A 16,599-nucleotide genomic window follows, 5' to 3' on the forward strand; every position below is an offset into this window, starting at 1 on the left:
AGGCCGCCATCAGTGTCCCGGCCTGTCGTCCTCGGCCTCGTCGTCGGCGGCCGGCTCGAAGCGCGCCTGCCATTGCGTCAGCAATCGCAGGCGGGCGTCCTCGCCGCGATGGCCGCAGCGGTGCATCTCCTGGCGCAGGGCGAGCCGCAGGGCCGAGCGCGCGAGGCGGGTTTCGGACGGCGTGAACTCGTCGGGCGCTTCGCCGCGCGACAGGGCGGTTAGCACCCGGTTCTTCTCCGCGACCGCCTCGGGAAGGCCATACTTCGTCAAAAGGGCCTGGAAACCGGCATCCAGCGTGGCGTCGAAGGCCCGGTCCTCACCCAACGGGCCGATCACCGGATGACCCGGATGCAGCGCTGCGAGCGGCATCAGCCCGTCGGGAATCGGCGTGTTGGCGGAATGGGTGCGGCCCGACTTGAGAAGCTTGGGCAGAACGTGGGTATGCGGCCCCGGCGGCGACACGCCGCCCGTGTCGGGACCGCCGATCTTCTGGTAGACCTCGACCCGGCCGATCCCGGTGACGGCGACGCGATGCGGATGGGCCGAAAGGATCGCCGCCATTGCCGGATTGCCCGGCTCCAGCAGCGAGCGACCGAGCGACGACCGCAAAACGGCAAGCAGCGCGGCGTCTCGGGTCCGGATGCAGAAATCCGATTGCGGCAGCGACAGCCCCATGTCGAACAGGATCGCGCCGCGATCCGCCTCGCGAATGGCGCCGTCGTCGGGGCCGAGTTCGCTGAGCGTCGCGCGGCAGGCGCGGCGGGCCGCGGTCTGCGGCAGGCACAGCGCCAGCGCATGGCTCCAGCGATGCCGTTTCGGGCTCAGCGTCTCGTAGGCGACGGGAACGACCGCCGCCAGCGCGGCACGGTCGAGCGCAATGCCGCCGCGGGCGGTGGCGCGCGTCAGGGTGGCGGGATCGTCCACGACCGCCGTCTCGCCATCATCTTGATGAAATTCGGCGATGGCGCCGAAAGTGCCCATGCTCCAGCCGCACTGCCAGTCGGCCAGGGCGCGTCGCAACAGATTTTCAAGATCGTTCACCGGAGCACCGTCCTTTCGTCCTTGGCGTTCTGTGTCGTCAGATCCAGCGGCTGCACGACGAGACCGCCGGCCGCTTCGCCGAAAAAGGCTTCGACGGCATAGATGTCCCGCAGGCGTTGCGGGCTCAGCACCTGCCGGGGCGGACCGTCGGCGACGATGCGGCCACGGTCGAGCAGCACCAGCCGCGTGCACCAGCGCGCCGCAAGCCCGAGATCGTGCAAGGAGGCGACGACGCCGCGACCCTCGCGGGCGAGATCCGCGAAGAGGCGCATCAGGCCGATCTGGTGCTCGGGATCGAGGCCGGCGGTCGGCTCGTCGGCAAGCAGCAGCGGCGCCTCCTGCGCCAGCGCGCGGGCGATCAGCACCCTGGCCTTTTCGCCGCCCGACAGCGCCGTCGCCTGGCGGTGGCGGAAGGCGGCGATCTCCATGCGCGCGAGCGCGGCGTCGACCGCCGCGCGATCCTGCACCCCCGGAGCGGTCAACGGGCCGCGATGCGGGGCGCGGCCGAGCCCGACCAGCATCTCGACCGAGACCGGCCAGGCGATCTCGCGCTCCTGCGGCAGGTAGGCGATGCGCAGGGCGCGCTCCCGCGCCGACAGCCGCGCCGCCGGCATGCCGCCGATCTCCGCCGTGCCGCGTGCCGCGACCAATCCCAGCGCCGCGCGCAGCAGGGTCGACTTGCCGGCACCGTTCGGCCCGATCAGTCCGACGAATTCGCCTTCGCCGACGCGCAGCGACACGTCGTCGAGAACCTCGCGGCCGCCAAGCGCGACACCGATCCCGGACAGGGCAAGCAGGCTCATGTCAGCCTCCCGCGACTGCGCCAGATCAGCCAGAGGAAGAACGGCGCGCCGACGATCGCCGTCAGAACGCCGAGCTTCAGGTCGCGGCCGGGCGCGATCAGCCGCACCAGGATGTCGGCCGCCAGCAAGACGCAGGCGCCGCCGAGTGCCGATGCCGGCAAAAGCCTTGACGGGCGCGCGCCGACCAAGGGCCTGAGCAGATGCGGCACGACCAGGCCGACAAAGCCGATCGCGCCGGCCACCGCCGTCGCCGCGCCGACGCAGGCCGCGGTGCCGAAAACGGCGAGGAACCGCACCCGGCGCATGTCGACGCCGAGGCTCGTGGCGGCGTCGCCGCCCAGCGTCAGCGTGTCGAGCGGGCGGGCGAGCATGGCCAGCATCGCCCAGCCGAGGAGGATGAACGGGCCGGCCAGCCAGACATGGTCCATGGAGCGGTCGGTGAGCGAGCCCAGCATCCAGAACAGGATTTCGAGCGCGGCGAACGGGTTGGGCGACAGGTTGAGCGCCAGCGAGGTCATCGCCCCGGCGAAGCTCGACACCGCGACGCCGGCCAGAATGACGGTCAGCGTGCCGCCATGCATACCGGCCAATGCCTGGACGACGAGCACACCGACAACCGCGGCCGCCAGCGCCGACAGCGGCAAGGCGAGCGGAAAGGCGGCCGACAGCCCGGTATAGATCGCCAGCACGGCGCCGAGCGAGGCCGAGGCGCTAACCCCGATCAACCCCGGCTCTGCCAGCGGATTGCGCAGATAACCCTGCAGCGCGGCGCCCGAAAGGCCGAGCGTGGCGCCGATCGTCAGGCCGAGCAGCGCGCGCGGCAGGCGTATTTCGCGCATGATCAGGACAATCGCGCCGCCATCGCCGGAGACGAGCGCGGCAAGCGAATCGCCAAAACCGATCGCCGCCGGCCCGACCGTCAGCGACAAGACGAACAACACCGTTGTCGCGCCGCCGAGCAGTGCCAGCAACAGGCGATAGCGTGCCACCTCACTCATTCCGGGTCGCCCGCTGCCGGTCGTCCATGGCCTGTTTGAGGATGCGGGCGGCAATCAGCGTGAAAGGGGCGCCGCACAGCCAGTATTTGTCCGGGATTTCGACCTCCGCGACCTGGTGCGCAAAGGCGCGGAAGGCCGGATGACGAAAATTTTCCTGGGCGAGCGCGGGACTGTCGAAGCGCCGTGCGCCGGTCACGATCAGGTCGGGATCGGCGGCGATCAGGCTTTCCAGCGGCAGCCGACCGGCTCCGAAGATGCCCAGCGAAGCGGCGATGTTGTCGAGCCCGGTTTCGGCGATGACGGCGTCGGCGAGCGAGCCCGGCCCGACCGTATAGCTGTTGGAGGAATAGACGGCCACCGAGCCCTGAGCCGGCGATGCGGCCAGCGCGGCAAGCCCGGCGTTAAGATCGGCAAGCAGCATGGCCGCCCGCTCCTGCCGGTTGAGGATCGCGCCCATGCGGGCGATGTTTTGCCGGACGTCGTCGAAACCGGTTTCCGGCGCGAACTCCTCGACGCGGAAGCCGAGCCGGCGCAGCAACGCCACCGTCGTGCGCGTCGTGTAGGTGCCGGCAATTACCAGATCCGGCCGCATCAGGAAGATTTCCTCCGCCAAGCCGTGATTGGCGACATAGGCGCGAGCGCGTGCGGCAAGCACCGATGCGCCCGGATCGGCGGCCAGATACGAGACCGAATGGAGCTGGTCCTTGTCCGCGATCAGCATGGCGAGCTGGTCGGTGCACAGATTCATCGACACGACGCGGGCAGGTGCGGTTTCGGCGCGCGCCAGCGCCGGCGCGCAGACCGCCAGGGCGGCGGCGCACGCCGCCCCGAGCCATCGGCGAAGGACGCGTCGTTGCGTCATCGCGATCAGAAACTGCCCTTGAGGCCGAAAAAGGCGACCAGGCCCTGGGTGTTGTAGCCGAGCACGTCCTCGTACTCCTCGTCGAACAGGTTTTCGATGCGGGCGAACCCCTCGACGGTCTCGTTGAAGCGGAAGCTGCCGCCGACATTGACCACCGTATAGGGCTTCAGCCTCACACGGGAGGATGGAAAGGTCGAGAAGTCGAGATCGAGCATTTCGCCGTTGAAGACGACTTCGCCGAAGACGCGGGCACGGTTGTCGTAGAAATTATAGGCCGTGTTCAGCGATCCCGAATGCTTCGGCCGGCGCACTTCCACCAGGCGCGGCCCGCCGGCCACCGTCTGCTCGGTAGCGTCGGTATAGGTATAGGTCGCCGTGGCCGTGAACCCGTTGAACAGATCGACCGTCGCGGCGACCTCGACGCCCTGGCGCTCGCTGCGGCCGCCGAGATTGACCGGCGTCGGCAAAGGCCCGGCATAGGAGGTGGCGATCTCGTTGGTGAGATCCTGGTTGAAATAGGTCAGGTCGACGACCAGCATGCCGCCGAAAAAGCCCTGCTCGACGCCGACATCCCAGCCGAAACTCTCTTCAGGCAACAGGCCCGGATTGCCGACGAACTGGGTCGGCAGATACCCGAACTGCTCGAAGAAGGTCGGGTTGGTGACCCCGGTGCCCAGCGAGGCGTGCAGGCGGGTGTCGGTGCCGGGAATGCGCCAGGCAGCGCTGAGGCTGTAGGTGGTGACGTCGCTGAAGGCGTCGTTGTCGTCGCGCCGCAGCGCGGCGTTCAGGGAGACCTGATCGAGGAACTCGCCGCGATATTCGCCCACGAAGGAATTGGTGTTGCGGGCAAGCTTGTTCGTCAGGTGCGACGGCAGGAAGGTTTCCCGCTCCCACTCATATCCGCCGGTGAGACGGTGGCGGGCCTCCAGCAGGCTCGGCGTGTCGAATTCCCACGTCGCCTGGTAAAGACCGTTATAGCGAGCACCGGAATTGGACGAAGTCAGCGCCCCGCCGGCAAAGTTTTCGCGGAACGTATCGCTGCCGGTAAAGCGCAGCCGCTGGGTCAGCGCGCCGTCGAAGGCGACATGGGTCGCGCCGAGCGAGCCGAACAGTTCGCGGCTCGCGACCTGGTCGTCCGTGTCGAGCACCTGGCCGTAGGTCGGGCTGCCCCAGCCATAATCCTGCGCGTCGAGGTCGCTCTTGCGGTCCACGTAACGCAGCGTGCCGTCGACGCTGAGCGCGGGCGTCAGGTCGACCGTGAAACGACCGTTCATCGTGGCGTTGCGGTCGCCGTCGCGTTCGGTCCCGTAGTCGGAGACGTTGAAACCGCCTGTGTTGCGCAACAGGCCCGACAGCGCCACGTCGTAGTTCTCGCCGCCGCCGCGCATCGACAGGCCGCCGAGCCAGGTGCCGTCTGTGCCGGCCTCGGAGCGGATCGAGGTCGAAAATCCGTTGCGCTCGCCGCGCTTGGTGATGATGTTGATCACGCCGGCGGTGGCGTTGGAGCCCCAAAACGCGCTTTGCGGGCCGCGCAGCACCTCGATGCGCTCGATATCGTCGACCAGAAGGCTGCCGAAATCGAACTCGCCCGAGGAGGTCTCGTTCATTTCGATGCCGTCGATCATCACCAGCACGTGGTTGCCTTCCGCGCCGCGCATGCGCAGCTGCGTCAGGCCGCCATAGGCGCCGGTGCGCGACACGGCCACGCCCGGCACCATGCGCAGGGCGTCGGCGACATAGCGCACCCGGTTCTGCTGCAAGGTCTCGCCCGGGATCACCGTGTGCGCGCGGCCGGACTTTTCGGCCTCCACCGGCGTGCGCCCCTCGCTGATCAACAACCGGTCGAGCTTGGTGATTTCGGTATCGGCGTCGCCCGTGTCCTCGGCCTGCGCGGTCGTCACACCGGCAAGCGCCAACGCGCCCGCTAGGATATATTTTCTGTGCATAGCTGCCCCTCTTGCGGCTGGTCGCGCAACCCGACAGGGCGTTGCGCGGCATGACAAAACCGCAGGCGGAGATCGGTCAGGGGCAGATTGGCAGACATAGACGTTCTCACCCCTCGGCCGTTCCCGGCTGCGGCAACACTTCATCGAATGTCACCGCAACGGACGGCCGCGCCTGAACACACCCCGTGTCCTGGCATGGGTGACCGGTCCTGGCAGGTCTCCTGACTTCCGTCTCGTCGCCCGGCTCCGCCTTCCCGGCCGCGAACGGCCAGTGGCATGATGGAAGCGGGCTCAACGGTTACAGTTGCGGGGGCAGCCACGGATTTGGCCGGCATGCGACCTCACCGTGTTCCCTTTTCATCCACCCGAGGGCGGAACCAGATCCGAGCGCGACCCTAGAGATATCAGCAAAAGCTTGTCAAGCGCATACGCGGAGAACTCCGGCGTGGTCCATCGGAAAGTTCTCGCTCATCGTTCCGTGCCCGAATAGGCCGGGAGGCGCGTCTCGATCGTGGCGCAGAGATCGAGCAGCACCCGCTCCCTGCCCGGCTTGCCGACAACCTGGACGCCGAGCGGAATTCCGTTCGCATCGCGCCCGATCGGCAGGGTGACCACCGGCCATCCCAGCAAGGTAACCGGGACGGTGAAACGGGTCAGCGCGTCGAAATAGAAGAGCGGACCGGCGGCGGTGTCGAAGCGCTGTGCGTAGTCGCGCACCCCGGCCCTGTCCGAGCTCGGGGCGAGGTGCCGGAACGCGCACAGGCCGGTGACCGGCAAAGCCAGCGCGTCGAGGCCGTCAAAACGCGCGGCGGCCTCGCGCCGCGCTGCGGCCATGCGCGCCAGATTGTCGGCATGGCGCGCACCGTCCCTGCGATATCCGGCATGAACGTGGGCGAGGAAACCTGGCGAGCGCCGCGCCGGGCTCCGGTCGCGCCGCATCAGCCAGCGGATCGGCGCGGGAATCAGCGCACCGGTCTCGTAGCCCATGATCTCACCGAACAGCCGGTAGCTCTCGGGCGCAAACAGCGTCCGCATCGGGTCGGTCTCGACGGCGATGCCCGTGGCGGCGAGCCGGGTGGAAAACCCGTCCCAGACCGCGCGGGCCGCTGCCTCCATCGGCGCGGGCCCATCCGGCGTCCACAGACCGATCCGGTACGATCCCGACGTTTCTTTTCCGGCTTCGGCTCCGGCAAGACAGTCCCAGAGAAAGGCGAGATCGTCGACCCGCCGCGCGATCGGCCCTATCCGCGCGAAGTGTTGCAGGCGCTGCCCGCCGGGCAACATGCCATCGGCGGGCCACGCGCCTTCGGTCGGGGTGAGCGAGGTCACGCCGCACCATGCCGCCGGCAGGCGCAGCGAGCCGGCAAGATCGGCGCCGATATCGAGAAGGCTCATGCCGCTCGCCACCGCCGCCGCGCCGCCGCCCGAGCTGCCGCCGGCGGTGAAGCGGGGATCGTGCGGGTTGTTGGTGCGGCCGCGCCGTCGGTTGAACGTCTGGAAGTCGAGCGCGTTGGGCGGCAACGCGGTCTTGCCGGTCACCTCCGCGCCCAGCTCGACCAGCCTGGCCACGATCGTCGCGCTCGCCCGGTCCGCGCGCCGGCTGGGACGCTCGAGCCCAAATGTCCGCGGCCACCCCCCGGCCGCGATCTGGTCCTTGACCGTGACGGGCAGGCCGTTCAGCGGCCCTTTCGCCGTGCGGGGCGACTGTTCGCGACGGGCCTCGAACGCGTTGACGACCGGTTCGACGTCTTCGCGTCGGGCGCGCAAGGCGCCATAGAGGGCTTCGCGCGTCGCTTCGTTTGCGAGCCCGGCGACGGTCTCGCGCAAAGTACGGGTCAGGATTTCGGGTATGTCGATGGTCATGGTCTTCCCCAACGCTGCGTTCGCCCCGTTGGATAAGTCCCGCCGACCGGCCTAGGCTTTCCCGATCGTGCTTTTGTGGACCGGAAGGTGGATAAGCGCACTCAGCGCTGCGCCCGGCGCCTCGATCCGCGACGTCAGATAGGTTTCCACCATCCATCCGGGCCGCAGCCTCAGGTTCAACCGGCCCAGGCCGACGCGCGCGGCGCGATGCCATGTCAGGTGCAGCGTGTTCAGCGGGCCGCGATGGGGAAAGATTGCGTAGAGCCCGGCCTCTATCCGCGTCCGCCCCTCCGCCCAGGCCAGGCCGCGCTCGGTGTCGAAAAGCGCACCGAAATGGGCGACGGCGCTCTGATCCTCGAAGGCGGCGGGACCCTGGGCATAACCGGCGGCGAAAGCCGCCTCGTCCTTGCCCAAGACGCGCGCCAGATCGTCGAACGCGGCTTGTGTCGAAGCCAGGTCGGGGAAGTAGCGCCCGTCGATCATGCCGGTCGCCCGCCGCCAGCACAGCCATTGCCCCGGCAGTTCCATCAGATCGCAGGCCAAGGCAAACGATTGGGCCTCGACAGGTCTCAGGAAAGGCCGCGGCGGCGCGCCGCACAGGGCCGGATCGAGCCCATCCCGGCGAAAGGCATCGGGCGTGATGCCGAAATGCGCCTTGAAGGCACGCGTCAGCGCCGCGTGGGTCTCGAACCCGCAATCGAGTGCGATGTCGAGAATGCGCGCGTCGGTTTGCGAAAGCGCGATCGCCGCGCGTTCGAGCCGCCTGCTTCGGAGATAGCCGGCAACCGTTTCGCCCGTGGCCGCCGCGAAGCGGCGCTGGAAATGATGCTCGGCCATGCCGCTATCCCGGGCAAGGTCGGCGATCCGGTGGCGGGCGCTCAGATCGCGCTCGATGACAGCGCAGGCGCGGGCGATTTTGGTGGCGTTGCGTGCGGCAGTGTCGGATGGGGCTGACATTGCCCGTCATTACGGAAAAATCGTCGGTGATCAAAGCCCGCAGCTTTCCGCGCCGGGCCCGGCGTCGGCATGTGTGACAGCCGTTCGCCGAACGCAGCGGGAAAATTTTCGAGACCGCATGCTGCCGAACATGGTCGGTTCGTGGTAGCCGTTCGCCACACGCGCGCATCATCCAGCGAAACCGAACGGGAGTTTCCCCATGCAGCTCAATGTCTATCTGTCCGGTGAAATCCATACCGACTGGCGCGAGACGATCGTGTCGGCCTGCGAAGGGCTCGACATCGACTGGTACGGCCCCGTGACCGACCACAGCGCCTCCGACGATTGCGGCGTGGAGATCTTCGGCGCCGAAAGCGACAAGTTCTGGCACGACCGCAAGGGGGCGCTGCTCAACGCCGTGCGCATCCGCACCGGCATCGAGCGCGCCGATGTGCTGGTGGTGTGTTTCGGCGAAAAATACCGGCAATGGAACGCGGCCTTCGACGCCGGCTATGCGGCAGCGCTCGGCAAACCGATCATCGTGTTGCACCCGCCCGAATTCGACCACGCGCTGAAGGAGGTCGACGCCGCCGCCAACGCGGTCGCGCGGACCCCCGACGAAGTGGCGCGCGCGCTGCGCTACCTGATCACCGGCGCCCTATAAGGCGTTTGCAGGCGAAGTGGCCGCCGGCCCGCCGTTTCAAATGCGTCGAACAAGAGGGTAGAACCGGCAAAGCGGCGCGGCGGGCTCCGAACCGGCACGCGCGGGCGGGACGGCAAACGGCACGACGCCTCAGGCGGACGCGGCGCGGCCGGCCTGAGCCGAAAGCCGGGCAGCCAGTTCGGTCCGGTTGCGGACGCCGAAACGGTGGCGGAGATTGGCCACGTGCTCCTTCACCGTGTTTTCGGAGATCGCCATGGCGCGCGCGATCTCCTTGTTGCTGCGTCCCAGGCGCACCAGGCGCGCCACCTCGGCCGAACGGGGCGGCAGGGCGGCTTCGGCACAGCCGCCCGACGGCGCGTGCGCGACGAACCCGCTTTCGGCGATCCGGTCCAGCGCCATCGAACTCGCGCGGCAGATGATGTCCATGCGCGCGCGAACGAGTTCGTCGGAGCGGCCGCCGTGACCGAGACCGGCCGTATAGAGGATCCCCGCCAGCGCGCCGTCGAGACATAGCGGGCCGCAGAGATTGCCGTCGTAACCCCAGCGCCGAAGCAGCCTGAACATCTCGCTGTGGCGCCAGTCGCGGTCGCCGTAGATCGACATGCCGGTGGTGGCGACGGGCCGTTGATGCAGGCTCTCGATCAGCGGATCGTTGGCGCCCAGCCGGTCGGTATAGTCGTCGAGCATGCCCGGATCGACGTGGTGGCTGTATTTCAGCACCGGCATCGAGCCGTCGAGCAGGTAGAACCCGAGCGTCGGCGTGCCGACGAGCCGGCTGACGGCGCGCTGGCAGGCAAGCCCGAGTTCGCTCATGGAGCCGCTGCAGGCGATCGAGGCCACGCAGTCGGCCAGCACCGCCTCCGTTACGCGCGGAGCATGCATTCCTCCCGTCCTCCCGACATCGACCTCCCCTCCGATCCGATCCGATCGCCCGAACCGCCTCTCCTGCGGCCGGTCGCGCGCAGGCTTCGACCAGTCGAACACGGGATCATATCGCGTCGCGGCGCCGGCACCTACCCCCCCGGGCGCGGGGGTTGTCGCCTTGAGCAGGCCGCCAGCATGGTTGCCACATCGGGCGCCGAGCCGACCGCGTGTACAGCGATCCGCCGGACCATCCCGACGCCAATCGCGCGGCGACGATCGGGTTTCCGCGTTACGCAGTCCACAGGGAGCGCAGATCGATGAACGTCCACCCCAAGCAACGCGACTACCTCGAACGCGTCGACGAGATCCTGCCGCTCGTGGAGGAACGCGCCGGCGCGGCCGAGGCGCAGGGACACCTGACCGACGACGTCGTGGCCGCGATGCGCAGCTCCGGCCTCTACACGATGATGTATCCCGCCGCCGTCGGCGGCGGCGACGCGACGCTGGTCGAGATGATGCGCGTCGTCGAACGCCTGTCCCACGCCCACGCCTCGGTCGGCTGGTGCACGATGGTCAACAACATGGAAGGCATGATGATGGCGGCCTTCATCGCCGACGAAGGCATCGCCACCGTGTTCGCCAACGGGCCGGACATCACGATCGCCGGCAACGGCGTGCCGCGCGGTTTCGCGCGGCCGGTGGACGGCGGATACATGATCCGCGGCCGCTGGGCCTATGGCAGCGGCATCCATCACGCCGAATGGATCCACACGGGCTGCTTCATCACCGACCAGGAGGGCAACATGGTGATGGGCGAGGATGGCCCGAAGATCATCATCACCCACCATCCCCGCGACACGATCAAGCTGCTCGGCAATTGGGACGTGCTCGGCCTGCGCGCCACCGGCAGCTACGACTACACCTTGCCGGACGGACAGGAGGAACTGTTCGTGCCCGCCACCATGACCTACCGTTTCGACGACACGGTACCGCTGCGCGGCGGCCCGCAATGCGGTCTGGGCCTGGCCGGGCTCAGCGCCTTCGGCCATACGAGCTGGGCGCTCGGCGTCGGCCGACGCGTCCTCGACGAACTGGCCAAGGTGATCGTCGAGCGCACCGATCCGTTCGGCAAATCGGCCGACAGCCCGAGCTTCCGGTTCCAGTTCGCGCAGGCAGAGGCGCGCTACCGCGCCGCACGCGCGCTGGCCTACGAGACGTGGCTCGCCATCGACGCGCGCGCCATGAAAGGCGAAGCCCAGCCGCTGGAAGCGGTGACGATGGCCAAATTGTGCCTGCGCCACCTGCACGACGTGATCTCCGACGTCGCCACTTTCGCCCACCGCGCCGCGCGCGGCGCCTCCCTGCACGCCACCCCGATGCAGCGCGTCTATCGCGACATCCACGCCGGCACCCAACATATTCTGATGGCCGACCAGATCGTCGAGGAATGCGGGCGCGCCTTGCTCGGCTTAACCGGCGAGAACGCCGAGTGGACCGTCTTCGGCATCAAGGGATGACGCCCGACCTCGATCGCCCGCCGCATGGCCGAGAGACGTTTGCCGGGAGAAGGCCGATGAATGCCGAGCCCGCCCAGCGCGCCCCGCGAATCGTCGGCTTTTGCGGCACGACCTGGCGTCCGGCCCGTGCGTGCGCTCTGGTCGAGGCCGTCGGCGGCGAATTGCGGCGCGCGCACGGCCTGCACCCGGTCGTCCACGACCTGGTCGACGCGGTGCCCGATCTGTGCTCGACCCGGCCCGAGGCGATGGGGCCGCGCGCCCGCGCGCTCCTGGCCGAGTTGCAGGCCGCCGACGGCATCATCATCGGCTGCCCGGTCTTCCAGGGCTCCTTCCCGGGCCTGTTCAAACACGTCTTCGACATGGTCGCGCCCGGTGCGTTGCGCGACCGGCCGGTGCTCTTGACGGCGGTTGGCGGCGGTATGCGCCATTCGCTGATGGTGGAGCATCAGCTTCGCCCGCTGTTCGGCTTCTTCGAGGCCCGTACCGTGCCGACCGCCGTCTATGCCTGCGCGGCAGAACTCGAGCCCGGCCGCCCGCTGCCGGTGCCGCTGACGACGCGGATCGGCATCGCCGCCGAGCAGTTCGCCAGGCAATTCGACCACCGCAGGGCTTCGGCCGCATGACAACAGGAAAACCAGCCGCCATGAAAGACACCCATCTGCAGGGTTTTGCCCGCACGAGCCAGACGATCAACGGCATCCGGACCGAATTGCTGGAGATCGGCGACGGTCCGCCGCTGGTCTTCCTGCACGGAACCGGCACCTTCACCGGCTTCGAGATGGCCAGGCAATGGGCCGCCTCGCATCGGGTGATCATCCCGTTCCATCCGAATTTCGGACTGTCGGGCGACAGTCCCGACTATGACGGCATCGAGGACTACGTGCTGCACTATCTCGACCTGTTCGACCGCCTCGGGCTCGGAGCGGTCGATCTGGTCGGCTTTTCGCTCGGCGGCTGGATCGCGGCCGAGCTCGCCCTGCGCCAGCCCGCGCGCGTTTCCAGACTGGTTCTGGTGGCGCCGGCGGGACTGGTCGACCCGCAAGCGCCGGCCCCGAACCTGTTCGCGCTGGATCCGCAGGAGATGCCGGCCTATCTCGCCCATGATCCGGCGCGGATCCTGCCATATCTGCCGGCCGGGCCGGACCCGGTGTTCGAGGCGGCGCTGGGACGCGAGATGGGCGCGGCGCAGCGGATTGTCGGCGACGATATCCAGGGCAATCCGTTGCTGTCGCGCTGGCTGCACCGCCTGACCATGCCGGTCCTGTTGCTGTGGGGCGCCGAGGACCGGCTGCGCCCGACGGCGCAGGCGCAAAGCTGGGCCGACCGGCTGCCCGACGCTCGAACGCACCTGGTCGCCGAGACCGGCCATCTGGTTTTCGAGGAAACCCCCGAAGCGGCGCGGGTCGTCACCGATTTCCTGGGCGACTGAGCCTTTTCCAGAATCACGACACACAGCGGAGCAAGCAGCACATGAGCTTTCCCACCGACACCATGCCCGCCGGCATCACCACCAAGGACGAGGCCACCGACGGCCTGGTGTGGAGCATTCTCGGACAGACCTACACGCTTAAGCAGACCGCGGCGGATTCGATGGCCTGGCATGCCGTGTTTCCGTCCGGAACCTTCGTGCCGCCGCACGTGCACCCGACGCAGGACGAATTCGTCTACGTGCTTGGCGGCGTCTATACGATCTGGCTCGACGGCAAGGAAGAGCAGGCTCGGCCCGGCGATCTCGTGCGCATGCCCAGGGGCATCGCGCACGGCATTTTCAACAAGGGCGACGAGACCGCCACCAGCCTGTTCTGGGTGACGCCGCGGCGGTCCCTGCAGGAGCTGTTCGCGCGCATCCACAACGTTCCCGATCCGGCCGAGGTGGTGCGCATCGCCGCCGAGCACGAGGTCGACTTCCTGCCGCCGCCGGCCGGCTAACGTCCCCGCGGGCGCTCCCACCAGGAAAATCGGCGCGCGGCCGGCTCAAGACCGCGCCGCCGACCTGGCACTGATCCCGGTTCTTAGGCCGCGGCAAAAAAGCGGGAACGGATCGGCGCCGGCACCGTTGCCATCAGGCTTGGCAGCGGCGCGCGGACCGCGCAAGATGCCGGCTCTGGCGCGGGAGGCACGAGGCGACCATGGTGCTCGCGATCTACAGCGTGCTTGCGACGATGCTTTTCGCCGGCACGGTGCTTCCATTCCTGCCGGTCGCGCACGGGCTTGTGCGCGTCGGCGACTTTCCGCGCCAGCAATATCTCGCCCTGGCGCTCGCGCTGATCGCGGCCGCGCCGTTCTTCGCCGACCGGACGGCAATCTGGCTCGGGATTTTGACCTTGCTGGCGGCGATCGCCGCCGTTCAGGCCGCGCTGATCGCGGCGTTCACGCCGCTGGCGCGCAAACAATCCGCCGGCTTCGACCCGCACAGGCACGACGGCGACGCTTTGCGTCTCGTCGCCGCCAACGTCAAGATGTCGAACCGGCAACGCCAGGCCATGCTGGCCGAGCTGGAGCGCGCCGATCCCGACATCCTGGTGCTGATGGAAGTGGACGAGGGGTGGGCGGCCGCCCTGTCGCCGCTTACCGGCCGCTATCGACATGTCGTGTCGCGCCCGCAAGACAACAGCTACGGCATGATCGTGGCAAGCCGGCTGGAACTTACCGAGATTGTGGTCGAATGCCTGCTGACCGAGGACGTGCCCTCGGTGGTGGCGACGGTCCGAACGAAGGCTGGCCGGCGTTTCCGGCTCTATGCCCTCCATCCCGAACCGCCGGTGCCGCACCGCGGCACCACGGGGCGCGACGGGGAAACCGCGCTGGTCGCGCTCAGGGTGCGGGAGGAGACATTGCCTGTGATCGTCACCGGCGACCTCAACGACGTCGCCTGGTCGAAGACCACCCGCCGGTTTCGCCGGGTCAGCCGCCTGCTCGACCCGCGCATCGGCCGGTCCGTCTTCTCCACCTTCGACGCCCGCATCCCGCTGCTGCGCTGGCCTCTCGACCATCTGTTCCATTCCGCCCAGTTCCGGCTCGCCGGCATGCGACGGCTGGCGCCGTGCGGGTCCGACCACTTCCCGGTCGCCTTCGATCTGGTGCTGTGTTCGCAGCCGGAGACGGAAAGCCGACTTGAGCCGGCCGATGGCGACGACGTCGCACGCGCCCGCGACCTCGTCGGGGCCGCCCGCGCACGCGACGAAAAGCCGATCGGCGGCGACTGGGAGACCTGACGGCGGCGGATCAGCCGTACCAGGGTCCCTGCACGATTTCGGTGTCAACACCCGCATCCGCGACCTTGTCGGCGAAGGCCTGCGGATCGCTGCCCTTGTAATGGTACGGATAGACATAGGCCGGCTCGAATTCGGCAACGGCCGAGCTCGCCTGATCGACATCCATCGTGAAGGGCAGGTTCATCGGCACGAAGGCGATGTGGATTTCTTCCAGCGCCCGCATTTCGGGAATGTCCTCGGTGTCGCCGGCGATATAGATGCGGCGGCCGTCGACGGTCAGCACATACCCGTTGTCGCGGCCCTTGGGATGGTATTTCAGCCGCTCCTCGGTGGTGTTGTAGGCCGGAATGGCGTCGACCGTGAGCGTGCCGATATCGGTGCTCTGGCCGTTGCCGATCGCGGTGGCCCTGGCCTTGAGATCGTCGGGCAACATGTCGAACACGGCCGGATTGGTGATCAGCCGGGTGCCGTCTGCGACCAGTGCCGCCAACGTCTCGACATTGTAGTGGTCGCCGTGCTCGTGGGTGATCAGGATCAGGTCGGGCGCCGGCCGGCCCTGATAGGCCTCGGCCCCGCCGACCGGGTCGTTGTAGATCACCAGGCCCGGCACGGTCATGACGAAGGACGCGTGGGCGATCGGGTGGACGGTGATTTTTCCGCTGTCGGTTTCGTAGCTGTCGCCGCCGTCCTGGGCACGGGCGTGGAACGGCACCAATGTGGTCGCGCCGAGCCCGACGAGGCCGGCCGCGCCGAACTTGAGTGTATCGCGTCGTGTGAAGATCATTCCTGCCTCCGTTCGCTGGAGAAGCTTTTGCATGCACGCTAGTGAGAGGGACTCTCCCACATTCGGCGTCGGTCGCAATTGACGATAATGTGAGCGATGCGCGCAATCCGGACATGCGGCCGCTGCGTAGGCCGCCGTCGCGGCCTCGCCGCGATAGCGACGGGTCAGGCCGCGAAACGCTGGGCGTCGGCGCCGTAATAATTGATGTAGCGGCCGGCGATCCACTCGACGGGCAGGACCACGAACACGTCGGTGGTACGGAAATCGGCATCCACCACGCAGCCCTCGCCGAACCGGGCGCCTACCCGCAAATATCCCTTGATCAGCGGCGGCAGCTCGGCCATCGCGGTGCGGGTGTCGATCGCCTCGGCCGGCATCAGGTCCATCGTCTGATAGCGCGCCGGCACGGCGCGCACGCACCAGGCGCCTTCGGCACGGAAATTATGGGCGAGATACGAAAGAGCCCGCGCATGGGCGGCCGGAAAGACGCCCGGGAAGGACGCGCACCCGGTCATCACGTCGATGCGATGGCGCCGGCAATAGGCCCAGATGCCCTGCCACAGGAGCTCGACCGTGCGCTTGGAGCGATAGTCTGGCAGCACGCAGGAGCGCCCCAGTTCGAGGAAACGGCGCTCGGAATGCCGGGCAACCAGCGATTCGAGCTCGAATTCGTCGGTGGAATAGAACCCGCCGGCAGAGGCCGCGATTTCCTGGCGCAACAGCCGGTAAGTGCCGACGATGCGACGCGGATCGGGGCCGGGCAGCGTGGTGTCGAAGACGAGCAGATGATCGCAGATCGAATCGAAATGATCCGCGTCGCGCTGCTGCTGCAGGTCGCCGCGGGCGCCGAGTTCGTCATAAAAAACCCGGTAGCGCACCTCCTGCGCCGCCGCGATTTCGGTCTCGTCGCGGGCAAGGCGCACGTCGAGCGTGCCGATTCGGCCCAGCACCTCGCCCGGCGCCGCGACCGTCTCCAAGCCGCGGGCGGCTGGTGAAGGCATGTCCTTCCCGATCGCGCGCATCGGCATGGTCGATTCTCCCTCGTCGCGAGACTGCTCGCGCAGATACGAAGCCATGACTACAATAGGATGACAGCCGACTCGCCG

16 protein-coding genes and 1 riboswitch are annotated in these 16,599 nt (G+C 68.2%); of the genes, 6 read left to right on the top strand and 10 right to left on the bottom strand.

The features are described from left to right. Positions 1–9: 9 nt before the first annotated feature. From EP380_RS18200 to EP380_RS18230, 7 genes are all read right to left on the bottom strand, one after another. Positions 10–1,041, bottom strand: coding sequence for a DUF6925 family protein (locus tag EP380_RS18200; RefSeq protein ID WP_127599824.1), 1,032 nt, complete (start codon positions 1,039–1,041; stop codon positions 10–12). Then, a complete protein-coding gene (locus EP380_RS18205; protein ID WP_127599826.1) occupies positions 1,038–1,844 on the bottom strand; it encodes an ABC transporter ATP-binding protein in 807 nt (268 codons plus the stop codon). The genes EP380_RS18200 and EP380_RS18205 overlap by 4 nt, the downstream gene beginning before the upstream one ends. Further along, positions 1,841–2,842, bottom strand: coding sequence for a FecCD family ABC transporter permease (locus EP380_RS18210; RefSeq protein WP_127599828.1), 1,002 nt, complete (start codon positions 2,840–2,842; stop codon positions 1,841–1,843). The genes EP380_RS18205 and EP380_RS18210 overlap by 4 nt, the downstream gene beginning before the upstream one ends. Beyond that, positions 2,835–3,704: an ABC transporter substrate-binding protein gene (locus EP380_RS18215; protein WP_127599830.1), complete on the bottom strand. Its 870-nt coding sequence runs from the start codon at positions 3,702–3,704 to the stop codon at positions 2,835–2,837. Before EP380_RS18215 ends, EP380_RS18210 begins: the two co-directional genes overlap by 8 nt. A 5-nt stretch (positions 3,705–3,709) precedes the next feature. Beyond that, entirely contained in the window at positions 3,710–5,650 is a 1,941-nt protein-coding gene (locus EP380_RS18220) for a TonB-dependent receptor plug domain-containing protein (protein WP_164749911.1), read from the bottom strand. 194 nt (positions 5,651–5,844) lie between these two features. Continuing rightward, a riboswitch (cobalamin riboswitch) is annotated at positions 5,845–6,047 on the bottom strand. Between the two features lie 71 nt (positions 6,048–6,118). Continuing rightward, positions 6,119–7,513, bottom strand: coding sequence for an amidase (locus tag EP380_RS18225; RefSeq protein ID WP_127599834.1), 1,395 nt, complete (start codon positions 7,511–7,513; stop codon positions 6,119–6,121). A 51-nt stretch (positions 7,514–7,564) separates the two neighbouring features. Beyond that, positions 7,565–8,470, bottom strand: a complete 906-nt coding sequence (locus EP380_RS18230; RefSeq protein WP_106572937.1) for a helix-turn-helix domain-containing protein — start codon at positions 8,468–8,470, stop codon at positions 7,565–7,567. Positions 8,471–8,669: 199 nt separating this feature from the next. On the opposite strand from EP380_RS18230, the gene EP380_RS18235 reads away from it, so the two are divergent. Then, positions 8,670–9,113: a YtoQ family protein gene (locus EP380_RS18235; protein ID WP_127599836.1), complete on the top strand. Its 444-nt coding sequence runs from the start codon at positions 8,670–8,672 to the stop codon at positions 9,111–9,113. A 129-nt stretch (positions 9,114–9,242) separates the two neighbouring features. On the opposite strand, the gene EP380_RS18240 is transcribed toward EP380_RS18235, so the two are convergent. Then, on the bottom strand, positions 9,243–9,995 hold the full coding sequence (locus tag EP380_RS18240) for a helix-turn-helix transcriptional regulator (RefSeq protein ID WP_238719916.1): 753 nt from the start codon (positions 9,993–9,995) through the stop codon (positions 9,243–9,245). A 209-nt stretch (positions 9,996–10,204) separates the two neighbouring features. Here EP380_RS18240 and EP380_RS18245 point away from each other — a divergent pair, with 209 nt between their 5' ends. From EP380_RS18245 to EP380_RS18265, 5 genes are all read left to right on the top strand, one after another. After that, on the top strand, positions 10,205–11,494 hold the full coding sequence (locus EP380_RS18245) for an acyl-CoA dehydrogenase family protein (RefSeq protein WP_238719917.1): 1,290 nt from the start codon (positions 10,205–10,207) through the stop codon (positions 11,492–11,494). A 56-nt stretch (positions 11,495–11,550) separates the two neighbouring features. Next, positions 11,551–12,117, top strand: a complete 567-nt coding sequence (locus tag EP380_RS18250) for an NAD(P)H-dependent oxidoreductase (protein ID WP_127599838.1) — start codon at positions 11,551–11,553, stop codon at positions 12,115–12,117. A gap of 20 nt (positions 12,118–12,137) precedes the next feature. Continuing rightward, positions 12,138–12,923 carry an alpha/beta fold hydrolase gene (locus tag EP380_RS18255; RefSeq protein ID WP_127599840.1) on the top strand — a complete coding sequence of 262 codons (786 nt, stop codon included), beginning with the start codon at positions 12,138–12,140 and terminating at the stop codon, positions 12,921–12,923. A gap of 41 nt (positions 12,924–12,964) precedes the next feature. Next, positions 12,965–13,423 carry a cupin domain-containing protein gene (locus tag EP380_RS18260; protein WP_238719918.1) on the top strand — a complete coding sequence of 153 codons (459 nt, stop codon included), beginning with the start codon at positions 12,965–12,967 and terminating at the stop codon, positions 13,421–13,423. 200 nt (positions 13,424–13,623) lie between these two features. After that, a complete protein-coding gene (locus tag EP380_RS18265; protein WP_127599842.1) occupies positions 13,624–14,709 on the top strand; it encodes an endonuclease/exonuclease/phosphatase family protein in 1,086 nt (361 codons plus the stop codon). A 10-nt stretch (positions 14,710–14,719) separates the two neighbouring features. On the opposite strand, the gene EP380_RS18270 is transcribed toward EP380_RS18265, so the two are convergent. Both EP380_RS18270 and olsB read right to left on the bottom strand, forming a co-directional pair. Beyond that, complete coding sequence (locus EP380_RS18270; RefSeq protein WP_127599844.1) at positions 14,720–15,493, bottom strand: MBL fold metallo-hydrolase; 774 nt, start codon at positions 15,491–15,493, stop codon at positions 14,720–14,722. Positions 15,494–15,657: 164 nt separating this feature from the next. Beyond that, positions 15,658–16,494 carry a l-ornithine N(alpha)-acyltransferase gene (gene olsB, locus EP380_RS18275; protein WP_238719919.1) on the bottom strand — a complete coding sequence of 279 codons (837 nt, stop codon included), beginning with the start codon at positions 16,492–16,494 and terminating at the stop codon, positions 15,658–15,660. Positions 16,495–16,599: the final 105 nt, after the last annotated feature.

The organism is Nitratireductor alexandrii, assembly GCF_004000215.1.
Lineage (GTDB): Bacteria > Pseudomonadota > Alphaproteobacteria > Rhizobiales > Rhizobiaceae > Mangrovimarina > Mangrovimarina alexandrii.